24 protein-coding genes and 2 riboswitches are annotated in these 26,565 nt (G+C 35.1%); of the genes, 3 read left to right on the forward strand and 21 right to left on the reverse strand.

Annotated elements, in window-relative coordinates; genetic code table 11:
* Nucleotides 1–241: 241 nt before the first annotated feature.
* Nucleotides 242–1,126 (reverse strand): cation diffusion facilitator family transporter, encoded by an 885-nt coding sequence (locus DFR78_RS01755; protein ID WP_114457120.1) that lies wholly within the window; start codon nt 1,124–1,126, stop codon nt 242–244.
* A 338-nt stretch (nt 1,127–1,464) separates the two neighbouring features.
* Between DFR78_RS01755 and DFR78_RS01760 the strand changes: the two genes are divergently transcribed.
* Both DFR78_RS01760 and DFR78_RS01765 read left to right on the forward strand, forming a co-directional pair.
* Entirely contained in the window at nt 1,465–3,171 is a 1,707-nt protein-coding gene (locus tag DFR78_RS01760; RefSeq protein WP_114457121.1) for a LytS/YhcK type 5TM receptor domain-containing protein, read from the forward strand.
* Entirely contained in the window at nt 3,168–3,947 is a 780-nt protein-coding gene (locus DFR78_RS01765; protein ID WP_114457122.1) for a LytTR family DNA-binding domain-containing protein, read from the forward strand. Before DFR78_RS01760 ends, DFR78_RS01765 begins: the two co-directional genes overlap by 4 nt.
* Nucleotides 3,948–4,081: 134 nt before the next feature.
* Here the strand turns inward: DFR78_RS01765 and DFR78_RS01770 are convergent, their stop codons facing one another.
* The 5 genes from DFR78_RS01770 to DFR78_RS01790 all read right to left on the reverse strand — a co-directional run bounded on the left by DFR78_RS01770 (nt 4,082) and on the right by DFR78_RS01790 (nt 9,441).
* Nucleotides 4,082–4,264 (reverse strand): hypothetical protein, encoded by a 183-nt coding sequence (locus DFR78_RS01770; RefSeq protein ID WP_114457123.1) that lies wholly within the window; start codon nt 4,262–4,264, stop codon nt 4,082–4,084.
* A gap of 97 nt (nt 4,265–4,361) precedes the next feature.
* The gene (gene feoB / locus DFR78_RS01775) at nt 4,362–6,410 is read right to left on the reverse strand and encodes a ferrous iron transport protein B (RefSeq protein WP_114457124.1); all 2,049 of its coding nucleotides are present in this window, start codon (nt 6,408–6,410) and stop codon (nt 4,362–4,364) included.
* The gene (locus DFR78_RS01780) at nt 6,410–6,643 is read right to left on the reverse strand and encodes a FeoA family protein (protein ID WP_233486938.1); all 234 of its coding nucleotides are present in this window, start codon (nt 6,641–6,643) and stop codon (nt 6,410–6,412) included. The genes feoB and DFR78_RS01780 overlap by 1 nt, the downstream gene beginning before the upstream one ends.
* Before the next feature lie 2 nt (nt 6,644–6,645).
* Nucleotides 6,646–7,338: a DtxR family transcriptional regulator gene (locus DFR78_RS01785; protein WP_114457125.1), complete on the reverse strand. Its 693-nt coding sequence runs from the start codon at nt 7,336–7,338 to the stop codon at nt 6,646–6,648.
* A 366-nt stretch (nt 7,339–7,704) separates the two neighbouring features.
* Nucleotides 7,705–9,441 (reverse strand): flavocytochrome c, encoded by a 1,737-nt coding sequence (locus DFR78_RS01790; protein WP_114457126.1) that lies wholly within the window; start codon nt 9,439–9,441, stop codon nt 7,705–7,707.
* Between the two features lie 248 nt (nt 9,442–9,689).
* Between DFR78_RS01790 and DFR78_RS01795 the strand changes: the two genes are divergently transcribed.
* On the forward strand, nt 9,690–10,091 hold the full coding sequence (locus tag DFR78_RS01795) for a NusG domain II-containing protein (protein WP_114457127.1): 402 nt from the start codon (nt 9,690–9,692) through the stop codon (nt 10,089–10,091).
* An 11-nt stretch (nt 10,092–10,102) separates the two neighbouring features.
* On the opposite strand, the gene DFR78_RS01800 is transcribed toward DFR78_RS01795, so the two are convergent.
* The 15 genes from DFR78_RS01800 to purD all read right to left on the reverse strand — a co-directional run bounded on the left by DFR78_RS01800 (nt 10,103) and on the right by purD (nt 26,180).
* Nucleotides 10,103–10,759, reverse strand: a complete 657-nt coding sequence (locus tag DFR78_RS01800) for a hypothetical protein (protein ID WP_114457128.1) — start codon at nt 10,757–10,759, stop codon at nt 10,103–10,105.
* The gene (locus DFR78_RS01805; protein ID WP_114457129.1) at nt 10,760–11,455 is read right to left on the reverse strand and encodes a class I SAM-dependent methyltransferase; all 696 of its coding nucleotides are present in this window, start codon (nt 11,453–11,455) and stop codon (nt 10,760–10,762) included. It abuts the gene before it with no gap.
* Nucleotides 11,456–11,997: 542 nt separating this feature from the next.
* A complete protein-coding gene (gene thiM / locus DFR78_RS01810) occupies nt 11,998–12,834 on the reverse strand; it encodes a hydroxyethylthiazole kinase (RefSeq protein ID WP_114457130.1) in 837 nt (278 codons plus the stop codon).
* Nucleotide 12,835: 1 nt separating this feature from the next.
* The gene (gene thiE, locus DFR78_RS01815) at nt 12,836–13,486 is read right to left on the reverse strand and encodes a thiamine phosphate synthase (RefSeq protein WP_114457131.1); all 651 of its coding nucleotides are present in this window, start codon (nt 13,484–13,486) and stop codon (nt 12,836–12,838) included.
* Nucleotides 13,483–14,292, reverse strand: a complete 810-nt coding sequence (thiD, locus tag DFR78_RS01820; RefSeq protein WP_114457132.1) for a bifunctional hydroxymethylpyrimidine kinase/phosphomethylpyrimidine kinase — start codon at nt 14,290–14,292, stop codon at nt 13,483–13,485. Before thiD ends, thiE begins: the two co-directional genes overlap by 4 nt.
* A gap of 54 nt (nt 14,293–14,346) precedes the next feature.
* The gene (gene thiT, locus DFR78_RS01825; RefSeq protein WP_114457133.1) at nt 14,347–14,877 is read right to left on the reverse strand and encodes an energy-coupled thiamine transporter ThiT; all 531 of its coding nucleotides are present in this window, start codon (nt 14,875–14,877) and stop codon (nt 14,347–14,349) included.
* A gap of 46 nt (nt 14,878–14,923) precedes the next feature.
* A riboswitch (TPP riboswitch) is annotated at nt 14,924–15,028 on the reverse strand.
* 569 nt (nt 15,029–15,597) lie between these two features.
* Nucleotides 15,598–17,175: a bifunctional phosphoribosylaminoimidazolecarboxamide formyltransferase/IMP cyclohydrolase gene (gene purH, locus DFR78_RS01830; protein WP_114457134.1), complete on the reverse strand. Its 1,578-nt coding sequence runs from the start codon at nt 17,173–17,175 to the stop codon at nt 15,598–15,600.
* Between the two features lie 183 nt (nt 17,176–17,358).
* Nucleotides 17,359–17,964 carry a phosphoribosylglycinamide formyltransferase gene (gene purN, locus DFR78_RS01835; RefSeq protein WP_114457135.1) on the reverse strand — a complete coding sequence of 202 codons (606 nt, stop codon included), beginning with the start codon at nt 17,962–17,964 and terminating at the stop codon, nt 17,359–17,361.
* A 13-nt stretch (nt 17,965–17,977) separates the two neighbouring features.
* Nucleotides 17,978–19,012, reverse strand: coding sequence for a phosphoribosylformylglycinamidine cyclo-ligase (gene purM, locus DFR78_RS01840; RefSeq protein ID WP_114457136.1), 1,035 nt, complete (start codon nt 19,010–19,012; stop codon nt 17,978–17,980).
* Nucleotides 19,013–19,016: 4 nt separating this feature from the next.
* A complete protein-coding gene (gene purF, locus DFR78_RS01845; RefSeq protein ID WP_114457137.1) occupies nt 19,017–20,492 on the reverse strand; it encodes an amidophosphoribosyltransferase in 1,476 nt (491 codons plus the stop codon).
* A gap of 362 nt (nt 20,493–20,854) precedes the next feature.
* Nucleotides 20,855–21,574, reverse strand: coding sequence for a phosphoribosylaminoimidazolesuccinocarboxamide synthase (gene purC / locus DFR78_RS01850; protein ID WP_114457138.1), 720 nt, complete (start codon nt 21,572–21,574; stop codon nt 20,855–20,857).
* A 2-nt stretch (nt 21,575–21,576) separates the two neighbouring features.
* A complete protein-coding gene (locus DFR78_RS01855; RefSeq protein WP_114457139.1) occupies nt 21,577–22,989 on the reverse strand; it encodes a lyase family protein in 1,413 nt (470 codons plus the stop codon).
* The gene (gene purE / locus DFR78_RS01860; RefSeq protein ID WP_114457140.1) at nt 22,979–23,509 is read right to left on the reverse strand and encodes a 5-(carboxyamino)imidazole ribonucleotide mutase; all 531 of its coding nucleotides are present in this window, start codon (nt 23,507–23,509) and stop codon (nt 22,979–22,981) included. The genes DFR78_RS01855 and purE overlap by 11 nt, the downstream gene beginning before the upstream one ends.
* A 95-nt stretch (nt 23,510–23,604) precedes the next feature.
* Nucleotides 23,605–24,768, reverse strand: coding sequence for a 5-(carboxyamino)imidazole ribonucleotide synthase (locus tag DFR78_RS01865; protein ID WP_114457141.1), 1,164 nt, complete (start codon nt 24,766–24,768; stop codon nt 23,605–23,607).
* A 140-nt stretch (nt 24,769–24,908) separates the two neighbouring features.
* Entirely contained in the window at nt 24,909–26,180 is a 1,272-nt protein-coding gene (gene purD, locus DFR78_RS01870) for a phosphoribosylamine--glycine ligase (RefSeq protein ID WP_114457142.1), read from the reverse strand.
* Between the two features lie 262 nt (nt 26,181–26,442).
* A riboswitch (purine riboswitch) is annotated at nt 26,443–26,542 on the reverse strand.
* Nucleotides 26,543–26,565 lie beyond the last annotated feature (23 nt).

Here is a 26,565-nt window from a genome sequence, read left to right on the forward strand (position 1 = left end):
AAAGCCCACCTCTTTAAAAACAGTAATCGTTAATAGTAATTATTTTTGATATCCACAAATTGTTGATAACTTGTGAATAACTATATTATCCACAGTATTTGTTAATATATACTATTTTTTTGTGGATAAAACACATGTTTTGTGTACAAATTGTGGATAACTTTCATTTTGTGTAGTTTTTTCTAAAATTTGTCCACCCTTGAACCATCCCACGTGCTCTGCTAACAGACTTTAACTTCTATCACTGGTGAACTGATTCAGGATCAACATGAACAAGAACATCTTTAAAATCTTTTTCTACATCCATTATATTTCTTTTAACTTTAGCTGCAATGTCATGTCCTTCTCCAACTGTAAGATTATCATCAACCACAATTATTATATCCGCAATAAATTTTGGCCCATAACTTCTTATTTTTATTTCCTCAACCTCAATTACACCGGAAACATTTTGGGATAATTTTTTTATTTGTTCTATTTTCCCTTCTTCCGGTAAACCATCCATCAGCTCATTAGAAGAGTCTCTCATTATTTCATAGCCTACCTTTAATATCAATACAGCTACAACAAAACCAGCCAAGGGATCAAGATACCAGAATCCAAGTTTAGCTCCCCCTATACCAATTAGTGCTGCAACAGATGAAAGTGCATCAGAGCGGTGGTGATGTGCATCTGCAATTAATCCTCTGCTGTTTATTTTTTTTCCAATTTTAATTGTATATCTGTAAAGTATTTCCTTGCTAATAATAGAAATAAAAGCAATTATTAAAGCAATAGTGCCGGGGATAATGATTTCTCTTTCCATAAGTGAATAAACAGCATCTCTTGCCAGTAAAAAACCAGTCAGCAGAAGAATAACAGATAAAATGTTGGTTCCCAGAGCTTCAGCTTTTTCGTGGCCGTATGGATGATTGCTGTCAGCAGGAGCTTTTGAAAATTTGATGCTGAACATTACAATAATAGTGGATGCCATATCAGAAAAAGAATGAAATCCATCTGCAATCAGTGCCTTACTGTTAGCAGTATAACCAACTATAATTTTTAAAGCAGCAAGTAATAGGTTTGTAATCAAACTGATTATGCTTATTCTTTTTCCTTCCTGATAGCGCAATTCTTCATTTTTCATATAATCACTCACAATTTTTGTTTTTGTTAACTTTTAGTATATCAATTTAGAAATTAAATAGCAATAATAAGAGTTTCTTCAAAATTAATTTTAGAACTGCAAAAAAGAAATTGCGTCATAAATGAAATTTTTAAATTTATCTAAAACTCAACTATGATGCTAAATAAGGCTCATTAAGCAAAGAGTCTTCCTGACTAATATTTGAATATTATATCATCTTGTAGTATTATGCAATTATAGAAGGTAATTTATCTAAAACAGCCAAAAAAAACTCCATCTAAATCTTGTTTTTGATTTAGGTGAAGGGGTTCACAGAAGAAATTTTTTGGAGGTATAAAATGAACTATTCTGCAGTTTTTAATTTATTATTTACTCTTTTTAAAAGTATGTCTGTTATAGTAACTTTTGCTTATATATTAAGCAGAATTAACAGCATTAAACTTTTCTTTATTTCTCCGATGAAGAGACTAGAAAAAACTTTTTTAATTATATTTTTTGGTATACTTTCACTGCTGGGAACATATCTGGGAATATATATTTTAGAAGCCTATGCTAATATTAGAGGTATTGGTGCTTTTATGGGAGGCCTGCTGGGCGGTCCGGCAGTTGGAATTTTAGCGGGAATGATCGGTGGTATACATCGTTATACCCTGGGTGGATTTACTGCTTTTGCCTGTGCGGCTGGCACTATTACAACTGGACTTATTGGCGGCCTTTTCCATAAAAAATATTTAAAGGGACAAATAAATTATAAAAATGGATTTTTTATTGGCTTGCTGGCCCTTTCAATAGAAATGATAATTATTCTATTTTTAAGCAGGCCATTTTCACAGTCTCTACAGCTTGTAAAAGTAATATCTATTCCCATGGCTCTAACAAATGCTGTCGGTATATCTGCTTTTATAAGTATTCTGGATAAAGTTAATGAAGAACATGAAAAAATTAGAGCTCTTCAGGCTGAAAAAGCCTTATCTATTGCAGATAGATCCCTTCCTATTTTACAAAAAGGATTAAATGAAGAAACTGCTTCTATAATTATTAATATGATAAAAAAAGAAAGCAGTGTTGATGCAGCAGCAATTACAGATAAAGAGAGAGTTCTGGCTTTTGTGGGAATTGGAAGCGACCACCATTTTCCGGGAGAAAAAATTAAAACTAAAGCAAGTAAAAGAGCTTTAAATAAAAAGGTAACTACTATTATTGATAAAAAAGAAGACATAGGTTGTGAAAATGAGAATTGTTTTCTAACAAATGCAGTTATTACTCCCTTAAAAATTGAAAATAATGTATTCGGTCTGCTTAAACTATACCGAAGCGGTGAAAAAATATCTGTGCTTGATATTAAACTTGCTGAAGGTATTTCCAGTCTGCTTGCAACCCAGATTAAATTGGCTAAAGTAAGCCAAGAAGCAAAATTAAAAAGTGAATCTGAACTAAAGGCCCTGCAGGCTCAGGTTAATCCACACTTTCTCTTCAATTCTTTAAATGTAATTATTTCTGCCTGCAGAATTGATCCACAGCAGTCAAGAACATTACTGAGAAAGCTCGCAAATATATTTAGAAGAACTTTAAAAAGAAATGTAAATCAGACAACACTGGCTGATGAAATAGAATTCTGTCAGAATTATCTTGACATAGAAAAAGCACGCCTGGGAGAAAGGCTGGAAGTAAGCTGGGATATAGAAAATAACATTTTGGAATATAAAATCCCTCCCTTTATCATTCAGCCACTTGTAGAAAATTCACTAAAACACGGTATCTATCCAAAAGAAGGTAAAGGCCTGCTCTTTATAAGTGTCAAAAAAGAGAATAAACTGTTAAAAATAACTGTTAAAGACAATGGTATCGGTATGAATAAAGAAAAGCTAAAAAGCATTTTTAACAAAAAACAGGACCATATTGGTTTAAAAAATATAAAAGAGCGACTAAATGTTATTTATAATAAATCAGCAGAGCTTAACATTTATTCCAGAGCTAATGAAGGAACAGAAATTAATATCAGTTTGCCTGCAGATTATTTTGAAGAAAGGAGAATGGCCAATTGATTATAGATACAGTTATTGTCGAAGATGAAGTTCTGGCCAGAAAAGAGCTCAAATATCTTTTAGAAAAAGATAAACGATTTGACGTTATTTCTGAAACTGCCGGAGGTCGCAAAGTACTTGAATTATTAGAAAGCACTGAAGTAGACCTGCTTTTTTTGGATATAAAACTGCCCGGTATTTCTGGTATTGAGGTAGCCCAAAAGCTTCAAAATAAAAATGATTCTCCTCTTATAGTATTTACCACCGCTTATGATGAATATGCTGTAGAAGCATTTCGGCTTGCTGCTGTAGATTATCTCCTAAAACCAGTCAGTGAAAAAAGACTAAATCAAACTTTAGATCGTGTCTGGAAAAAAATAAATTCTCATAGCTTTAATAAAGAAAAATTTATGCGGGAAAATATAAATAGTTTGCTTAATCAGCTGCAAAAACATTCTCAAAAACCAGAAAAAATTGCTGTTTCCGATGGAGATAGATATCTACTTTTAAATTATAATGATATTTTTTATTTTTCCACTAAAGACAAAAAAGTATGGGCTCATACAGATAATAATTCTTATATAACTCAATTTCAATTAAAAAAACTGGAAAAAATTCTGCCTGAAAATTTTTACAGAATACACAAAAGTTATATTGTAAATTTGACGTTGATTAAAGCTGTAATACCTTGGTTCAAAGGTAAATATCAGGTAATACTATCAGATTTTTGCAAACATAAAATTCCAGTTAGTAGAAGCAGGGTGCAGAGATTGAACGAACTGCTCAATATAAAATAATATAATTCGAATTATTTTTTACCACTCAGTTTAAAACACTTGTTAATCCTGTATCTAATATATAAATCAAGTACCGGGTACAAAAAACGTTTTTTGTACCCGGTACTGCTTTACTGCTTTATATAAATACTTTTTTAATTATCTTCCTCATCAATAATTATATCGTCAAAATTATATTCTTTACCCCCAGCTACAGGACAGCTTTCATTACCACAGCCTGCACAGGGACTATCAGTACCCTTAAGTCCTCCATATAACTTTTTAGCAATATAATAAAGACTCCCAGTACCAAGAATTCCTAAAAATAAATATTCCATAATAACCTCCTTGATTCGTACAGCTCAAATTCAGTTTTATTATTTTAATAACTAATCAAATTCTCTTTTTAATAATTCGACTAGTTTATCAGTTTACTTAAACTCCAATTCCGAGCAGCTTTCCTCCCTGGTAGATTATAAATGATACTATCCAGGCTAAAACAAAAAGATATGAAGCTGTGAAAATAGTCCATTTCCAGCTCTGAGTTTCTGATTTTACTGCTCCAAGTGTTGCTATACACGGTGTATATAGAAGTACCATAGTTAAAAATGAATATGCTGCCAGTGGACTAAAATTAGTCTGTAGGGCTGCTCTTAATCCACCCTCTCCAGCTGCATAAACAACACCAAGTGTACCAACAACTACCTCTTTAGCTAAAATACCAAAAATAAGTGAAGATGCTGCCTGCCAGCTGCCAAATCCTAAAGGCTCAAATATTGGAGCTGCAAGCTGTCCAAACTGTCCAATTAAACTTTCTGCAGAAGCATAATCTACACCTAAGGGTAAATTGGCAAGTACCCAGATTAGAACTACAACTGAGAAGATAATTGTACCCGCTTTTTTAATAAAAGCTCCAACTTTTTCCCACATGTGTATGAAAACTCCTTTTAGAGTTGGAAATCTATAAGGGGGTAGTTCCATAACAAAGTGTGATCTCTCACCTTTAAATAACACTTTATTAAAAATCCCTGCCATAACCACTGCCATTATAATCCCCAGTGCATAGAGTGAAAAAACAACTGTACTGGCATGATTAGGGAATAAAGCTCCTGCAAAAATTACATAAACAGGCAATCTGGCTGAACAGGACATTAATGGATTAATTAAAATAGAAATAATTCGATCGCGCTTACTGTCTAAGGTTCTGGTTGCCATTACTCCAGGCACATTACAGCCAAAACCAACAATCATTGGAATAAATGATTTCCCATGGAGCCCGAGTTTACTCATTACCTTATCCATAACATAAGCTGCTCTTGACATATAGCCACTGTCCTCTAAAACACCTATAGCCAGAAACAATAAAAAGATATTGGGAATAAAGACCAGTACTGAACCTACACCACCAATAATTCCATCAGTAATAAAAGAGGTAATAAGGGGAGAAACCCCTGCTCCTGTCAATAAACCACCAATCCAGGTTCCTGCTGCTGCAAAAAATGCTTCTATATATCCAATCAGCGGATCACCAACAGTAAAAGTAAATTTAAAAATACCCCACATTACTGCCATAAAAATTGGAATGCCGAGATATTTATTGGTTATTACTGCATCAATTTTATCAGATACATTTTCAGGCTCCTGACCTTCCTCCGGTCTTTGAACACATTCTTCTATAACTTTATTTATAAATTCATATTTTTTATCAATAATAATATTATCAAAATCATCTTCTGCTTTTAGTTCTCTTTCAGCAATTAAACTTTTAATTTTTTTTGCTTTTGAAACTCCCACTTCTCGTTCCACCAATTTTACAGCTTCTGGATCATGTTCAATTAATTTAACTGCAGTCCAGCGGTGACTGATCTGAGCTGTAAAACCAAATTCTTTAAGCATTGAAACTACTTCACCAATTAAAGCTTCTAGTTCACTATCGTAATCAATTTTGAGAGCTGTTTCAGATAAATCTCTATTTTCAACAGTTTTTTCTAAAAGGTTACTAATACCTCTACCGCGGCTGGCCACTGTTTCCACAACAGGTGTTCCCAACATTTGACCAAGCTTCTCCTTATTAATTATGATCCCCTTTTTCTCAGCTTCATCAGCCATATTTAAAACAGCAATCAAATCTACTCCCATTTCTAAAAGCTGGACTGTAAAATATAAGTTTCTTTCCAAATTGGAAGAATTAATAATATTTAAAACTACATCATAATCACCGGCTGTCAAAAAATCTCTTGCTACAATTTCATCTTCCGAATATGCACCTAATGAATATGTGCCGGGAAGATCAATAACTTCCAGTGAAAAATTCTGATAGGAAACCCTTCCCGTTTTCTTTTCTACTGTAACTCCAGGCCAGTTACCAACATGCTGTCTGGAACCTGTCAATTCGTTGAACATTGTTGTTTTCCCTGAGTTTGGGTTTCCGGCCAGGGCAATTCTTATTTGATTATCTTTTCTCTTGCTTTTATTTAATGCCATTAATTTTCACATCCTTCAGTGTCTACCATTACTTTATGGGCCATTCCATGTCCAATTACAATTCTATTGTCTCCAAGACCAACTATCAGTGGCCCATCAGAACTTTTATAAATTTTAACTTTTTTACCAGTTACAAATCCTAAATTTGTTAATTTTCCTTTTGCAGTTCTTCCACCAACTATTTTTTTAATACAGGCTGTTTCACCTGGTCTTAACATTGCTAAAGGGATCAATTTTATACCTCCTTTACCAGAATCTCTGCAGCTTCATTCTGGCGTAAACTCAAACTATATCCTCTAATTTTAACTTCAATTGGGTCTCCCATAGGTGCTTTACCTTTTACAGTAATCTTTGTTCCTCTGGTAAGGCCCATATCCATCAATTTTCTCTTTAATTTTCCCTTTGCATTAATCTTTATTATTTCTGCTTCTACAGCTACATCTATCTGATTTAAATTTAAATTTTTTGTATCTGCTGCCATATTCTTTACCCCCTCTTTATTGTTAACAAAAAACTCACTGAGGCAACTATCATCTTCATCTATAATATTTTGCTTTATCAAATACTGATTTAATTTTTCTACGGTTTGATAACTAACATTGTGTTCAATTAAACATGCATCATGATCAGCAGTATCTTTTTTAACTCCCAGAAGTCCATACAGAAATTTGAAAATTATTTTATGGACACAATCAATTTTTTTAGCATAAACTGCACCATTTTCTGTCAGAAGTACCGGTCCATATTTTTTCTGTTTGACCAACCCTTTTACACTTAATTTACCTATCATTTCATTAACACTTGATGCTGCGACTTCCATATCTGAAGCAATATCTGTAATTCTTGCTGAACCATTTTTATTGCTCAAATGGAAAATAACTTCAAGATAATCTTCAAGTGATTTTGACAGCAAAATTTCTTCCTTCATAATCACACCTCTTTTAGGAAAACCTAAATTAAATTCAAAAAAATATTTAATTGATAATGATTTTCAATTTCAATTCTATCTTAATTATAATATAATTTGAGCTATTTTGTCAAGAAAAAAATCTGCCGAAAAACCCGGCAGATTAGTAATAATAATTATTCCTAATAAGGAAATTCTAATTTAATTTTAATCTTGCTTTAATAATTCTTTAATACTGCTGTGCTATTATATATTTACACTGTTAATAGCCAGCTGCTCTTTTTCCCTAATTAAAGCAGATACTTATCTGCTTTTACATAGAGATCTTTCCTTCTTGTTTGCCCGGCCTTATTTTGGAGGCCGGGTTTTTTTATTTGACATTCTTATTTACTCAGCATTTTTCAGTGCATCTTTTACTGCTTCGATTAGTCCATTACTGGTATAAGTAGCACCAGATACTATTTCTACATCCGGACTATTTATTTCTTCTATTTTTTCACTTAATTTTTCTATTGCACTATCTGCAATTTCTGGAGTATCCTCATGTGAGAATACCGTTACACTTTTAATCTTACCATTACTTACTCTTACTGATACCTCAATTGGACCATGTAAACCTCTGCCTAAACCAGTATATGTACCATCCTTATATACTTTATCACTAACTGCAGAAACTTCTTTTTCTACTTCAATAAGGTTTGCAGCAGCATTTTCTCCTGCAATTTTTCCAAATACAAATGCCTGAAGAAGTCCATTACCTGACATATATGCAGGTCCACCAGAACTTGAAAATCCTTCAGTTACTCCACCAGCAGCATAAAGACCTTTAATTACTTCACCATCAGTCTTTAATACCTGAGCATCTGTATTAATTACAATACCACCCTGAGTATGGCGCAGATCACTTGTTACTTCAATTGCATAAAATGGAGCTTCCCAGTTTTCGGGAAGTTTAGTCCTATTAAATCTTCCTTCTCCAACTTTAATGGCTTCTCTGTAATTAGCAAATACTTCTTTCATACCTTCAGAATCAAGTCCAATTTTTTCTGCCAGTTCTGCCGGAGTATCAGCTTTAAAGAGAATTCCGTCTTCTTCATATTTTTCTAAAGCAGATGTTCCCTCAGCAACATTTTTATCCAGAACAAGATAAGCTATATTCCCAGGCTGATTGATTACATGTGCAGAAAGCTCTGAATAACCTAAATACTCATCAGTAAAGCGAGCGGTGTTGGTGTTAACCAAAATAGCTCCTCTGTAAAGCATTGATAAATCAAGGCTGTCTTTTGTTATATTACTGATTGGAGCATAGCCCTGATATGCATCCATATTGGCAACATCTGCCCCTAATTTTACTGCCCAGACAATACCTTCACCTGTAGCACCTGGAGCAACTCTTGGATATGCTGCTGTAATTTCCGGTATATATTTTTTCATCATTTCATCATTTGCTGCAAAACCACTTGTAGCAAGAATTACATTATCAGCTTTAATTACAATAATTTCACCCGAAACGTTTTCTGCTGTTACACCAATCACTCTATCATCATTAGTGGTTAAAAGACCTGTACCCGGTGTTTCCAGCAGAACTCTAATATTATCTCTTGCATAGATTTCATCAATCAATACCTTTGTAATTTCTGCACCCTGACCTTCTGCCTGATGCATTCTATAATTTGACTGTCCTTTATAAAGGAAACCAGTTAACAGATTCCACTTTACGCCGAGCTCATCCATCCACTCTACTATATCTCCAGCATTTAAAGCAATAGTATCTACTAAATCCTGCCTCACACTGTAATGTGAAGGACGAAGAATATCCAGGGCAAGCTGTTCTGGAGTATCAACAATTCCTGCTTCTGCCTGAAAAGATGTTCCTGCAGCCGGAATAATACCAGCTGAAAGCATTGTTGCTCCACCCATATATGCCATCTTCTCTAATAAAATGACATCTGCTCCATTTTCAGAAGCTTTAAGTGCAGATACCAGGCCTGCCCCCCCACCACCGATTACAACTACATCTGCTTCCATAATGTTTGTATCATCCTGTGCTGATATATTTAGTGTTAGTGTAAAGGTCATCACTATACTTAATAGCACTACTGATAATTTATAAATTTTATTCATTTTTATCCTCCTGTATTTACATATCGTTGATTTTTTGTTGTGTTTATAACGTATTCCCTGTACTATAAAACTATTCTCTCAAACTGTATTCTTTTTTATCACGCCCTTTTATGTTATTTTCTTCACATATATGTTGAAAAAAGATCCATTATATCATATACTTTTACATGAAGTTTTATATTCCTTCTTTAAATTATGATCTTCACAAATAAATTAAATTCTCATATGAAAGGATAATCTGCAGGATTATGAAAAATAATCTTTTTATTTATACAACAAAATATGACTGGATTTTGATAATATCTATACTGCTGATCAGTGTTATGATGTTTTTTATCCCTTTTTTTGGAATTACTTCTCTATTTAACAGCAGTACTGAAACACATAAAACAGTTGTTATAAGGGCTGAAAATAGAATTGAAAAAATATCACTTGATAAAAGTTTTACAGATAAACCTGTAATAATTGAAGTCAAAGGACCAATTGGAATCAGTAAAGTTGCAATGCACAAAGGGAAAATATGGATGGAAGAAGCTCCAGATGATGATCCACATAAATTGTGCGAAAAAATAGGGATTATTGATTCTGTTGGTCCCAGACTTGTCTGTGTTCCCAATAATGTTATAGTCTGGATAGAAGTAAATAAATAAACTTCTAAAATTTAAATATCCCATCTTTTCTTATAATAAACATCTGTAAGAAATTCATATTCGAATTTTAAGGAATCAGAATATGTTTTTAATAGTATCTGATAATTTTCTTCAGTTATATTCTTTTCTAAAATCTCAATTAGATCACTGACAAGTTCTTCAAAACTTTTTTCTTTATATGCTGAAGCCCACTCTAAATATAGGTGATTATTATTATACTTGAGTTCGCTCTTATGATGTTTATAAACTTCTAAATAACTATAATAACATGGGAGTAAAGCAGCAATACCTCTGGCAAAGCCCCCCTTTACACTCTGAGAAATTAGATAATTGCTGTAAGCAATATTTGCCCGGGTCAGCTTTACTTCTCCAGCTTCTTTTGGACTTATTTTAAGTGAACTGAGCAGCTTTATGTAATTTTCAAATTCTACTTCAGACTCACTGTAAATGACTCTGATTAGCTTTCGGCGAATATTTATATCTTCTGCTTTAGAGATAAGAATCCCCATATTTGCCATTGATTGATCAAGATAGTTGTAGTCCTGTTTTAAGAAAAACTTAAAAATAGAAAAATCCAGCTGACCCTGATAAAGTTCTTTCATAAAAGGATGATCTATTATTTTTTGCGTAACACCTCTATTCTGCTTTTTAAAAGACGAAAAATCCACCTATTTTACCCCCTTAAACACTACATAACTACCCATTTTGTAACCTTCTACAGCCTTTTCTATTTTCTGATCACTATATTTAGGATTATTGAGCAGTGTCTGGACAGCTTTTATATTTTTAAAACCCACTTTTTTCATTAAAGAAAGCAGCTCTTCGCTGGAAATCCATTCTGTGTTTTCAATGAATTTCATGGGATATGGGTACTTGGGGGCCAGTTTTTTATCATAAAATCCTTCCTGATTAGTTAACCTATAAAGCATAGCAAAGGCCCCTTCTGCGGGAAGAATAGATATTATAACTTCTCCCCCTTTTTTAAGAATTCGATAAGCCTCCTTAACTGCTTTTTCTTTATCTTCAACATAAGCCAGTATTGTACCCAGCAGAACCTGACTACAGCTTCCATCTTCTAGAGGTATATCTTCTGCTCTCCCTGGTTTTACATCAATTCCTTTAGCCCGGGCCAGCTCTGCCATACCAGTAGAAGGTTCCACACCTTTTTTGATACCAAGTTCTTCTGCAAAAAGCCCATTGCCAATACCAATACTAACACAATTTTCTGGATCACTGACCATTTCCTTTAACGCATTTAACTCAGAGTAAAATAAATTTTTGTTGTTTTTAAACCAGCTTTCAAAATCGGCAGCACCTCTGTTAAATTTCTGATTATGAATTGACAGTTCCTCTGTTTCAGTCATTTTTTATCTCCTTTCAAATTTAAATATTTAATATAACATAGACTTTCCCCATTTTTTATATACTGCTGCAAAAAGGGGAGATGCAGGAATATTGAAATTTTTAGTCAATGAATCTTAACGAAATGAAGGAAGAAATAGGGTTGAACTGCAGGATGGAGTGAGCTAATCATGAGTCAGGAGGACTCATTGATTAGTGTGCCCTATTTCACACCCGAATTGAGTTTTAGATAAATCTAAAAATTTCGTTGATGACTAAAGCCCCTTTTTGCAGCTTGAAAATAAATTTTGTGGAAACTCCTTTTAATATAACATATTGATGTGTCCACAAAAAGGGTATTTGCGGAACTTTAGGCATTTTTCGTTAATCAATCTTAATGAGTTAGAAAGATAAATAAGACCTCAGCACATGATGTGCTGAGCTAATCCTGATACAGGATGTCTCATTTGATTAGGAAGTCTTTATTTCTCTTGTAAACGAATTTTAGTTTGATCGAAAAATGAATTAGAGACGCAAATAACCTTTTTGTGTGAGAACCATATATTTAGTTATAAATTTCAAAACTATTTAATAGATCTTTATTTTTCTGCAGCCTATAAATACCATCCATAAACTTAATCTTAAAATACGCAGGTGCAGCAGCCTCTGCAGCTTTTTCAGCACAGAGATTATATAATAATACAGCAGATACAATTTTTTTAAAATTTTCTGTCCGGTCATTATCCATCAGTGATGAAAACACAGCCAGAGTACTTCCCAGCATACAGCCTGTACCGACTACCTCTGACATCATTTTATCCCCTCTTGCAAAGCTTATATTATTTTTTTGATCAGCAATAAAATCTTCAGCACCTGTAGCAACAATTATCGCATTTTGTTCAGCAGCAAGTTTTAACGCAGACTTCTTGTAGCTATCTCCACTGGAAAGCGATTCTACACCAAGCATTTCTGCTTTACCACCTCCCAGTACATCTATTTCACTCTGATTACCTTTGATAACTGCAAAGTCTACTTTTTTAAGTAATTTTTTGACTGTCATGAGGCGAAAATCGGTAGCTCCAACCCCTACAGGATCTAAAACAACAGGAATGTTAAGCTCATTTGCCCTTTCAGCTGATTTTAACATTATTTCTAAATTTTTATCATTAAGAATACCAGTATTTATTAATAAAGCTGCTGCAGAGTTAAGCATTTCCTGAGCATCTTCAACACTACCTCCAGACATTACAGGTAATGCTCCCCAGTTTAAAGTAATATTTGCACAATCATTAATAGTAACCTCATTTGTAATCTGAAGAATAAGTGGCCTTCTGGCAGAGATTTCTGAAAGAATTTCTTTTGATTCAGTATAAAAATTTTGATAAAGTTCTTTAATAAGCATTTTAAACAGCTCCTCTTTTGACAGCCTTTATTTTTTCTTTAAATTCTTTAACTTCTAAAGCAATGTTTTCAGCCTGTGTTAGAGCAGATATAACAGAAATGGTATCTGCACCTGCAGCAATAACAGACTGACAGTTATCTTTATTAATTCCTCCTATTGCTATAATTGGCAGATTGCTATTTTGACTTATCTTTTTAATAGCAGAACAGCCAATACCGTCTTTTTCTTTTTCTACTTTTTTTGATCTGGTAGTAAATACTGCTCCAACACCAATATAGTCAGCTCCATCAGCTTCTGCTGCCCTAATTTCTTCTTCTCTACAAGCAGAAATACCTATTATTTTATCTTTACCCATAATTTTTCTTGCTTTAGATAAAGGAAGATCATCCTGACCAAGGTGCACTCCATCAGCATCAAGTGCAAGGGCCAGATCTACACGATCATTTATTATTAAATCTACATCAGCTTTTTGAGTTAACTCTTTAATTTTAAGTCCAAGCTGAAATCTTTCTCTAAGTGGGAGAGCCTTCTCTCTAAGCTGAATTACTTCTATTCCTCCCCTGATAGCTTCTTTAACTACTTCAACTGTACTTCTGCCATTAGATAGCCTTTCTTCTGTTAAAAGATAGATATCCCAGTCAATTTTTTTCAATTTATATCACTCCATAAAGCAAAATGATTAACAGGGTTATTACCAGAGCCAACTTTTGTACCCGCTTTAATTGCATCAGTAATATATTTTTTGGATTTTTTGATAGCTTTTTCTACTCCAAATCCCAAAGCTAAATTACTGGCTATAGCAGCAGAAAGTGTACAACCTGTTCCATGAGTGTTATTTGTTGCTATATATTCTCCATTTATACTCATAAAGTTTTTACCATCATAAAGCAGATCTCTTGCTTCTAACAAATCACTATTTTTTTGATTTCTGTGGCCGCCCTTAATAAGTACATATTCAGACCCATAACCATAAATTTCTTCTGCCATAGCTTCTAAATCTGCCTCTGAATTTAGATCCATATCACATAATACCTTTGCCTCATTTAAATTTGGTGTAACAACTCGGGCTAATGGAAATAATTTTTCTTTATAGGCTTTTACTGCAGATTTTTCTAAAAGCAAATCCCCACTTGTTGCCACCATTACAGGGTCAACTACCAGATTTTTCTGTCCGTATTCTTTTATCTTATCTGCAGTTAGTTCTACTATTTCTTTTGCTGCAAGCATCCCTGTCTTAGCAGAGTCAAATTTTATATCCTTAAAAACAGAATCAAATTGTTTTTCGACAAAAGCAGCATCCACAACACTTATTCCCTGTACTCCCAGCGTATTTTGTGCTGTCAGAGCAGTAATAACTGAAGCTCCATATATTTTATGAACTGTCATAGTTTTTAAATCTGCCTGAATGCCTGCTCCTCCCCCTGAATCAGAACCAGCAATTGTTAGTGATTTTTTCATTTATTATTACCCCCCAATTTTTTTGCCAATTATCAAGTAATAAACTTTTTTCTACTATTTCTTTTCTAATGTTTTCATTACTATCAGTACTACAACATATGTTACAATTATCGTAGGAATTAAAAATGACCCATTATACACAGCAGAGTAAACCCAAACATTCTGTCCTTTAGGTGCATAACTGCTGAAAAATATTACTCCTGAAAGTATATGGACCAGCAGTCTTAACAAGCCTGCCGCTAAAACAGCCCAGAATATTTTCAGAGGTTTAATTGTGTCATTCTCTCGAATTGAAAATAATCCGGCAGTACCGAGCATCATATATGGAAGTGGATAATCCATAATCAATTGTACTGGATGAATTATATAAGCTCCAAACATTAGCTGTAATAATCCATATACAAGTCCACTAAACATACCTGCACCTGCACCCCAGCGAAAAGCTATTATTAAAATAGGCAGCATTTCCAGACTTACAGATCCTCCCTGCGGCATCCGCCATAATTTAAGAAAATTTAAAACTACTGCTAGAGCAACTGCAGCTCCAATTTCTGCCATCATTCTTGTTGTAAATTTTTTATCCATAATAAAAAACCCTCCTGATTTGCGAGGAACAAACCGGAGGGTTTTATAATCTCATTATTTTTCTGCCTACGCCTGCATTATCAGGATCAGGTCAATGGGTCGATGATTTCTCATCCTCTCAGCCTCCAGTTTGGCTCCCCAGTTTTTAATTTTAAAGTTTGATTATCTATATTCTATCTAAATGTATTATATAACAGAAATTTTATTTTATCAAACTTTTATTTTCAGGAGTTTCCCCAAAATTTATTTTCAAGCTGCAAAAAGGGGGCTTTAGTCATCAACGAAATTTTTAGATTTATCTAAAACTCAATTCGGGTGTGAAATAGGGCACACTAATCAATGAGTCCTCCTGACTCATGATTAGCTCACTCCATCCTGCAGTTCAACCCTATTTCTTCCTTCATTTCGTTAAGATTCATTGACTAAAAATTTCAATATTCCTGCATCTCCCCTTTTTGCAGCAGTATATAAAAAAGGGGGAAAGTCCAGTTTATTTTACAAACTTTCCCTATTTTTTAAATTAAATTACAAAAAAGGATGCAGGAATTTAGAAAGAAAAATAAGACCTCAGCACATGATGCTAATCCTGAGGCAGGACGTCTCATTTGATTAGAAAGTCTTTATTTATCTTGTCAACAAATTTTAGTTTGATCGAAAAATGAGTTAGAAATGCAAATAAACTTTTGGTGGAAGAACCATATATAAGTTTATAATCATTGTTCAATGCCTAAAATGCCTTTTACCTGTAAATACCATGGAAATTCCCAGCTTATTACAGGTTTCAATTATCTGATCATCACGAATTGAGCCACCAGGTTGAATAATTGCTTTAATTCCCAGTTCAGCTGCCTTTTCTACAGCATCAGGGAATGGAAAAAAGGCATCTGATGCTGCAGCTCCACCTTCCTGACGTCCTTCTGCTTTTCTGCCTGCTATAACCATAGAATCGACTCTGCTCATTTGACCTGCTCCAACTCCAACCACCATTTCATTCTTTGCCATCACAATTGCATTTGACTTTACGTGTTTTACCGCTTTCCAGGCAAATAACAAATCTTCAATCTGATCATCTGTCGGCACCTCATCAGTAACTATTTCTAAATCTTCAGCTGTGGCTTGAGCCAGATCTCTGTGCTGAACCAAGAGGCCACCTGTCACTTTTTTCATACTGTAACCAGGTTTTTCATAATTAATATAAAGATCTCCAGTTCTTAAAATACGCATATTATCAGAACGTTCTTTTAAAATTCTTAGTGCATCATCTTGATAATCAGGAGCAATTACAACTTCAATAAATTTATCCTCATCAGCAATCTCTCTGGCTGTAGCAGCATCAATTATTCTATTGACAGCTATGATTGAACCAAAAGCAGAAAGTGGATCCCCTGCATATGCATTAACAAAAGCATCTTTTAAATTATCAGCTGCCGCCAGTCCACAGGGATTGGCATGTTTAATCACTGCTGCTGCTGGTTTAGTTTTAAATTCTTTAATCAATTCTAAAGCCCCATCTGTGTCATTTATGTTATTATAGGACATTCCTTTTCCGTGCAGCTGCTCAGCAGTAGAAATTGAAGGCTCATTCTGCTCTTCTGCTAGGTAAAAGGCTGCCTTCTGATGTGGATTTTCTCCATAGCGGAGGTCTTCTCTCTTCTCATAGTGGTCAAATAATGTTTCAGGAAATTCTTTTTTCTCTTCTTCATCCAGCACAATTTCTCCTAAGTATTTCTGTATTCTGTAATCATATTCAGCTGTATGGCGAAAAGCTTTATAAGCTAATTTTAGTTTCTCAGTTTTTGTTAGTCCACCACTCCCAACTTCCATCTCTGCTAAAAGCTCATCATAGTCAGCCGGATCTACAACTACTGCCACATCATTATTGTTTTTGGCAGCTGAACGAATCATTGTTGGACCACCGATATCAATATTTTCTATTGCTTCTTCCAGAGTAACATTTTCTTCAGCAATAGTTTCTGCAAAGGGATAAAGATTACAGACAACTAGATCAATTGTTTCAATATTTTGAGCTTCAATTTCTTTTAAATGCTCTTTATTATCTCTTACAGCAAGTATACCGCCATGAACTGCCGGGTGTAGAGTTTTTACCCTTCCATCCATCATTTCTGGAAAATTAGTTATCTGGTCAATATCTGTCACTTCTATGCCATTTTCTTTTAACAGTCTGCCTGTACCACCTGTTGAAATGATTTCTACTCCAAATTTTTTTAAGCCTCTGGCAAAATCAACAATACCGTCCTTATTGGAAACACTTAACAATGCTCTTTTAATTTTAGACAAAGTTATTTTTCCTCCCTATTGTGTTATTCTAAATTATAGAAACTAATCAAACTAAATAATTTGTACTTCATTTTGTCTTTTGATATAATTTATTTGGGATGGAGTACATTGCGGCTCTTTTAAAAGAGTAACACTCTAACATTGTGTACTTCATCCCTTTTTGTTTTATAGCAATTTAAGTTTTTATTTTAAAATTTTAACTTTTCTTCCTTCAATTTTAATTTTACCTTCTGCAATCAATTTTACTGCCTCAGGATAAATCTTATGTTCTTCTTTTAGGATTCTCGCTGCCAGATCATCAGCACTATCATTATCTTTAACTTCTACCACTGACTGCTTTATAATTGGGCCGGTATCCATTCCCTGATCAACAAAATGTACAGTACAGCCGCTGTATTTAACTCCATAATCAACCGCCTGTTTTTGAGCATTAAGTCCCTTAAAGGCCGGTAAAAGTGATGGATGGATATTGATAATCTGATTTTGAAAATATTTAACAAAAAGTGGTGATAAAATCCTCATATATCCTGCTAAAACTACTAGTTCTACGCCAGCATTATTTAAAAGCACAATCAGCTTTTTTTCATATTCTTGCTTTGAATCAAAATGGCCAGGATCAATATATAAATGTTCTATCCCTTCATTCTCTGCTCTTTTTAAAACACCGGCTTCTTGATTATCACTTATTAACAATTTAACTTCTGCCGAAATTTCCCCTCTTTTGATATGATCAATAATTGATTGAAAATTTGAACCCCTACCTGAAGCAAAAACAGCTAGTTTAAGCACTTCTGCACCTTCTTTAATTTATTTCTAGAGATGGGTCTCCAGCTCCTGCTTTTATTTCTCCAATCAAACAGGCTTCTTCTCCCATTTCTTCTAATTGATCCAAAATACAATCTTTACCTTCACTTTTGATGACCAAACACATTCCGATTCCCATATTAAAGGTTCTGTACATTTCTTTTTCCTCTATTTCTCCAGCCTGCTGAATTAATTTAAAAATTTTGGGTGGCTGCCAGCTTCTTTTTTTGATTTCAGCTTTTAGACCATCCGGAATAATACGGGGCAGATTTTCAATTAAGCCACCACCAGTAATATGGGCAATCCCGTTAATTTTATATTTTTTCAGCAGAGCAAGAACAGTTTTTACATAAATTTTAGTTGGTCTGAGCAGTTCTTTCCCCAAATTATCATCCAGGCCTTCAAATTCTGCAGTATAGACACAGCCCGCTTTTTCAAAAAGTGCCTCTCTGGCAAGTGTAAAACCATTGCTGTGCAGTCCACTTGATTTAAGTCCAATTATTAAATCTCCCTTTTTAATATCCTTACCAGTAATAATCTGATCCTGATCCACAATTCCAACTGCAAAACCTGCCAGATCATACTCACCTGTTTTATAAAATCCAGGCATTTCAGCAGTTTCTCCACCAATTAGAGCAGCCCCGGCTTCTTTACATCCGGCCACAATTCCTTTTACAATCTCAGCAGTTTTTTCTGGTTTAAGTTTCCCTATTGCCAGATAATCGAGAAAAAATAAAGGTTGGGCCCCCTGAGCCAGAATATCATTAACTGACATAGCAACTAAATCAATACCTATTGTATCATGTATATCCAGCTTAAAGGCCAGCTTGAGTTTTGTTCCAACTCCATCTGTTCCTGAAACTAAAACCGGATTTTTATAACCACTTAAATCAGGTTTAAAAAGACCACCAAATCCACCCAGGTCTGTCATAACCCCCGGTCCAAAGGTCGACTGCACATCTTTTTTTATCATCTCAACAGCTTTATTGCCGGCATCTATATCAACTCCAGCTTTTTTGTAATCTAAACCCACAGATTTATTCCTCCTCACTTAAATAACGGCTGTCTATTGGGTAATCACCATCAAAACAGGCTGTACAAAATCCCAGCTCAACATCAGTTTTAATTGATTTTAGCATACCTGCCTGGCTTAAATAGTGAAGACTGTCAGCTCCAATACTTTCACTTATTTCTTCAACAGAATTTCTGCTGGCAATTAGTTCCTGACGGCGGGATGTATCAAGACCAAAATAACAGGGATATTCAACAGGTGGTGAAGAAATAGCCATATGAACTTCTTTTGCTCCTGCTTCTTTTATTCGCCCAATTATTTGTTTGCTGGTTGTACCTCTAACAATGGAATCATCTATTAATATCACTCTTTTATCTGCTATTATTTCTTTTATCGGAGAAAGCTTAAGCCTTACTTTTAAATCTCTAATTTCCTGAGTTGGCTGAATAAATGTTCTTCCCATATAACGGTTTCTCAAAATACCCTGGGCATAGGGTATTCCAGATTCTTCGGAAAAACCGAGAGCTGCTGCCATTCCAGAATCAGGAACAGGTACTACAATATCTGCTTCAACATCCATCTCTCTGGCCAGCTGTTTACCCATTTCTTTTCTGGCCAGCAGCACATTCTGACCGGCTATATTACTGTCAGGACGCGCAAAATAAATATACTCAAAAACACAGAGACTGGTTCCATTTTCACCGGTATAACGCCTGCTTTTAATTCCATCTTTGTCAATTACAACAACCTCACCAGGAGCAACATCCCGTATAAAATCAGCTCCAATAATATCAAAAGCACAGCTTTCTGAGGCAACAATATAGCTATCATCCAGCTTTCCAATTGAAAGAGGCCTAAAACCGCGCGGGTCTCTAATAGCAACCAGCTCACTTCCAGTCATTGCTACCAGAGAAAATCCACCTTTCAACTGGTGTAAACTCTGAATTAAAGCTTCTACTATATTATTTTCAAAGGAGCGGGCCACCAGATGAGCAATCACTTCAGTATCTAAAGTAGAATGAAAAATCGACCCATTCTGCTCCAGATTATTTCTCAGCTCTGCTCCATTGGCCAAATTCCCATTGTGAGCCAGTGCCAGATCACCTTTAACACTGTTAATCAAAATTGGCTGAGCATTTGAAAGTTTGCTGGAGCCACTGGTCGAATATCTCACATGGCCTACAGCCATTTCTCCCCTTAAATTTTTAATATCATCTTTTTTGAAAACACTTTCTACAAGACCCATACCTTTATGCAGATTGAATTCCCCCTGATGATTGGCACAGATACCCGCACTTTCCTGTCCTCTGTGCTGCAGAGCAATTAAACCAAGATAGGTTAATTCAGCCGCACTGCTTTCACCATCAGCATTAAAAATACCAAAAATTCCACATTCTTCTGTCATTTTATCTTCATTTAGCTCAGCCTGAGTTAATTTTAAATCATTTGCATCCGGCTGAACTTTATCTGCTTTTTTAGAGAAATTACAGCTTTCTCTCATTAATTTTCCTCCCTTTAATGCTAAAAACATAATTAAAAATTAATTTTAAAATCAATCTTATCCCTGATCCAACTACCGACAGGCTGGAAATAAGCTTCTATAAAGTTATGCTTATATTCATTTTTTGAAAGAAGAATATATTTAACGACTCTATAGTTTTATTCCAATTCAACTTAATTCTTATAAGGAATAAATAGCACCGGAGGGCAGGACGCCCGGAGCTAATCACTCCACAGGAGGTGGCATTGATTAGGTAGTGCTATTTAGACCGAAAAAAGAATTTTAGTTGAATAATAAAAGTATAATAGAGGCAAATATATCTGATTTCAAAAAATAATTAAAATATCAACTCGCGTTGAAGCTTATTTCCAGTCCTGGCCGGTAATCCGCTTATACATTTCATGATAGGCCGCTTCTACATCACCAAGGTCACGGCGAAAGCGGTCTTTATCCAGCTTTTCTTTTGTCTCACTGTCCCAGAAGCGGCAGGTATCAGGAGTAATTTCATCAGCAAGAATAATTTCTCCATCTTCAGTTTTGCCAAATTCAAGCTTAAAATCAACCAGCTCCACATTTCGTGTTTTTAAAAACTGAACTAATATATCATTTATTTTATGAGCCAGAGCAGCTAATTTTTCCAGTTCTTCTTTATCCACAAATCCCATCAGTTCAATATGAGAAACATTGATTAAAGGATCACCCAGATCATCATCTTTAAAATAAAATTCCATTACTGTCTGTTTAAGCTGAGTTCCCTCTTCTAGTCCAAGTCTTTTGGCTAGACTGCCGGCTGCAACATTGCGCATCACTACTTCCAGGGGAATAATTTTAACTTTTTTAACCAGTGAATCCCGTTCATTTAGCTCTTCTATTAAATGTGTTTTAATCCCTTTTTCTTCTAAAAGCTTAAAAAAGAAATTGCTGATCTTATTATTAATCTTTCCCTTTTCAGCTATCTGCCCTTTTTTTTGACCGTTAAAGGCAGTTGCATCATCTTTAAAATGTACAATTACCTGGTCATCCCTGTCAGTGCTAAAAATTTGTTTAGCTTTACCTTCATAGATCATTTTCCTTTTCTCCATCTTTATAAAACCTCCACTTTGAGATCATAGTCAAATTTTTGCTGCCAGTTTTTTACTATCTTTTCTGTTTTTTCAGCTGCTATACCTGTATATTTTTCCGGCTCTAAAATTAATTCTTTCTGTCTTTTAGTAAATTTCTCCCAGTAACCTTTTAGTTCCTGACTCTGATCAACCAGTTCTCTCAAAGAAAGATCTGTATCCTGGGCTTTTAATGTCAGCTTACGAACTGCTTCATGTGCATCAGGATGACCGGCTGCTGCAAGTAAAATATATAAAGGTTCAGCCACAATCATCTTTTTATTCTGTTCAAAGTTTTTCTTAATATTTTCCATATCAACTACCATTTTAGAACTGACTCTTGTTAAACGATCTGCCGCCGATAGCAGTGCAGTAATCAATTCAGGAATAAATCGGGCTGAAGCTGAATTGGTCAAATCTCGCTGATGCTCAGATAACTGGTCCATATAAACTGTTATCATCTGGGGCATAAAGGCCTTCCAGAGACTCTTTACATTTTCATAGTTAATTGGATTGCGTTTGTGAGGCATAGTTGAAGAGCCAACCTGATCTTTAGCAAAATGCTCTCCAATTTCTGCAATTTCCGAGCGCTGCAGCTGGCGCATATCATCAGCAAAGGCTGCCAGAACACTAAAGGTTGAAACGAGAGAGTGAATAAAATCTGTCATCGGCTCAGCCTGGACTATTTGAGTTGAATGTTCTCCTGGTTTTAGACCGAGTTCAGATAAAACTTCTTTTTCGAATTCCTCTGGATCATCAAAAAAGATACTGCTGGCATTATAGGCCCCAACTGCCCCTGCAAATTTACCGACAAGTTTATCTGCTTTTGCTTCAATTTCTTCTATTCTTTCTCCCAGGCGGGCCACATATTCAGCAGTGGTAAAACCAAAGGTCACTGGTACTGCATGCTGGCCGTGAGTTCTTCCAATCTGTACACTATCTTTTTCGCGCAGAGCAATTTCCGCCCAGCTTTTATGGAGTTTTTTTAATTTAGGTAAAATTAGTTCTTTAGCCGCTTTCTGATAGCGGAGGGAGTTTGCTGTATCTACAATATCATAAGAAGTAGCTGTAAAGTGAATATAAGGGCGGGTCTTTTTACTTACCTTTTTTTGAATACAGTTAACTAAAGCGCGAATATTATGTTTGGTCTTTGCTTCCTCTTCGTAAACTTCTTCTGTTGTTAATTTTTCAATCGCCTCTTCCACTTCAGCTGGAGCCTGCTCCGGTGCCATACCTCGAGCAGTCAGAACCTTAACCAGGGCCAGTTCTACTTCTGCCTGAAAAGCAATTGCTGCATTTTCCGAAAGATATTTTCCAATTTGATCAAAATCTTTTTTTTGCCTTGAATAACGGTGGTCAAGGGGACTTATATTGGCAAAAATATCTCTAGTCTGCAAATTTTTCGCTCCTCTCAAGATACTCTGCATATCCCATATCTTCTACTTTTTCGGCTGCAGCCAGTACTTTTTCTTTCATTTTCTGGCGGTAATCTTTCTGCTTTTCATTCAATTTTTCATCACTGCGGGCTAAAATCTGAACTGCCAGTAAGGCTGCATTTTTGGCCCCATTGATAGCAACTGTTGCTACCGGAACTCCTGGGGGCATCTGTACTATTGAGTAAAGTGAATCAAGTCCACTTAATTTTGAAGTTTTAACCGGAACACCAATTACAGGTACAGCTGTCACAGCTGCCACCATTCCCGGCAGATGAGCTGCCCCTCCGGCTCCTGCAATAATTACATCTAAACCTTTTTCTTCTGCTGTTTCTGCATAATTATATAATCTATCAGGTGTACGGTGAGCTGATACAACTGTAAGTTCATATTCTACCTCAAATTGATCTAAAACTTCTGCTGCCTCTTTCATTACCGGCAGATCAGAATCACTGCCCATAATAACTCCTACTTTAGGTTTCATCAAATTTTACCTCCCTAATTTTTTGCTAATATACTCTATCTTTATTTTCAAATTTTATCATCTTCTATTTTTTAATTAGCCGCTTTAACTTCAAATTAAATTTCACCTTTAATTTCAATTAGCTGACTGGCTTTTAAAGCTTTCTCAGCAGCTATTTCTAAACTATCTGCTGTAACTGTAAGATGGCCCATTTTTCGCCCAGGCCTGGAAATAGTCTTCTGATAAATATGAACTTTTGCTCCTTCTACTGCCAGAGCCGGTTCCAGTCCAACTATCTCGGCCTTCCCTTCTGCGCCACTGCCCAAAATATTACGCATTACTGAGGGTCTAACTAAAGCAGTATCACCCAGAGGCAGTCCCGTAATTGCTCTGACATGTTGTTCGAACTGTGAGGTTACACAGCCTTCAATTGTATAATGACCTGAATTATGCGGCCTGGGTGCAATTTCATTTACCAAAAGCTGATCATCTTCTGTGACAAACATTTCTACACAAAAAATTCCTATTCCATCAAAAACTTTGAGTACTTCTATGGCAAATTCTTCCACTTCTTTTTTTAGCTTAGCTGAAATCTGAGCTGGTACCTTTGTTTCATATAAAATATTATCCTGATGGTTATTTTCTCCCACTGGATAAACTTCCATCTCACCAGTTAAACCTCGAGCTGCTATAATAGAAATTTCTTTTTTAAAGGGTATATATTTTTCTGCCATCAGCGGAGTTGTTCCTTCTCCCAGTTCTCGAAAAGAATTTTCTACTTCAACCTGACTGTTAATTAAAGCATTTCCCTTACCATCATAACCGCCTGTACAACTTTTTAACATCAGTGGATAGCCAAATTCTTGAGCAGCTTCTTTAATATCATCAGGACTCCCAATTTTTTTAAATTCCGGCACACCTATCTGGTTCTGTTTTAAAACGTTTTTTTGATGATACTTATTTTGAATAATTTCTAAACTGCGGGCTGTCGGATAAATCTTATATCCTTCACTTTCTAATTTTTTTAAAACCTCAATATCTATATGTTCAAATTCATAGGTTATTAAATCTGATTTTTCTGCAAGTTTTCTAATTGCTTCCTGATCATTAAAATCAGCAATAAGGTGCTGATCAGCAATACTGTGTGCCGGACATTTTTTTGTGGGATCTAAAATTGCAACATAAAAGCCCATTTTCTTAGCTTCTAAAATCATCATTTTACCCAGCTGTCCACCACCGATAATTCCAATTTTTTGCCTGGTCTTATCTTTAAATTCCAAATTATAACCTCCCGCTAAAGTAAATATATCTTTAAATATAACAATTCAATATCTATCTTTTAAGATTTATCGAGAATGTATAAAGAAAGCTTAAACTATATATAATTTATTGGAATAATATCATCCACATAAATTAATTATTACTTCTCCAATGCTTTCCGGCCAATATCATTTCTGATATGATAATCAGCAAAATAAATTTTTTTTGCACCCTTATAGGCTCTGTCTATTACTTCTTCAAAACTATTCCCCAGGGCTGTAACAGCAAGTACTCTGCCGCCATCTGTCATTAGTTTTCCATCTTTTAGTCTGGTTCCTGCCTGAAAAACAATTATATCTGCAGACGAATCGGCTTCCTTAATCCCTGTAATTTCTTTACCCTTTTTATATTCTACAGGATAACCTCCAGAGGCCATTACCACACAGAGAGCTTTTTGATTTTTCCACTTAATTTCAACTTTATCAAGCTCCTCCTTCAGCACTGCTTCCATAATATCTACCAGGTCTGTTTCTAAAAGCGGCAGAACTACCTGTGCTTCTGGATCACCAAAGCGGACATTATATTCTAAAACTTTTGCTTTTCCATCTTTAATCATCAGACCAAAATAAATTATACCTTTATAATCAATACCTTCACTCTGTAGAGCACCCAGTGTCGGCTCCATGATTTCATTTTTAAAAATTTTTCTTATCTGAGCAGTTACAACTGGAGCCGGTGCATAAGCTCCCATACCACCTGTATTTGGACCTTTATCACCATCATAAACCGCTTTATGATCCTGGGATGGAATCATTGCTCTGATGCTTTTCCCATCACAAAAGGCAAGAATTGTCGCTTCTTCTCCTTCTAAAAATTCTTCAATTACAACTTTTTCTCCTGCCTGTCCAAATTTTTCGTCCTTCATGATTGTCTCAACTGCTCCAACTGCTTCCTCTTCTGTTTGAGCTACTATAACTCCTTTTCCTGCAGCTAGTCCAGAAGCTTTAACTACTATTGGGGCACCTATTTCTTTTACATATTCTACTGCTTTATTCGCTTCTGTAAAACTTTTATATTCTGCAGTCGGAATCTGGTATTTCTGCATTAGTTTTTTAGAAAATACTTTAGAACTCTCCAATCGGGCAGCTCTCTGATTGGGTCCAAAAACATTAAGTCCGTGTTTCTCAAAAAGATCAGCTATTCCTGCCGCCAGAGGTGCTTCAGGTCCAACTACTGTAAGATCAATCTTTTCTTTTAAAGCAAATTCGAGAAGTGCTTCTTTATTATTTTCAGCTATACATATATTTTCCCCAAACTCTTCAGTACCAGGATTACCTGCTGCTGTATATAATTTTTCTACTCTGCTGCTTTGAGTTATTTTCCAGGCCAGTGCATGTTCTCTTCCACCACTGCCGATGAGAAGAATTTTCATTCTATCACTCCCAGTTTAATTTATTGGTACCAGGTACAATTGGTACCTACTTACAAAATAAAAAGAGCCCAGGTAGGAAGACTCTACTTTCAATGAGTAGAACCTCCCCGCCTGGGCTTTTATCCCTTCGGTGTAATATATTAATATCTGTACCGCTTGGACCAGCCAGCAAAAACAACTCCTTAAATTTCCTATATTTTTAAAATGCTGAAGATTATTTTAAACCAAAAAATAGAAATAAGAAGTATAATTTACCACGGAAACCTAGGTACACTTCCCTCATAGTCGAACATTTACGGTGTTCGGTAGAGACTTGTGAGCCATATTCCCACCTTTATATGAGGTACAGATTAAGTTTTTATTTTTACAACCCCATCTTAACAGA

The sequence above is a fragment of the Halanaerobium sp. MA284_MarDTE_T2 genome, assembly GCF_003337245.1.
Classification (GTDB): domain Bacteria; phylum Bacillota; class Halanaerobiia; order Halanaerobiales; family Halanaerobiaceae; genus QPJE01.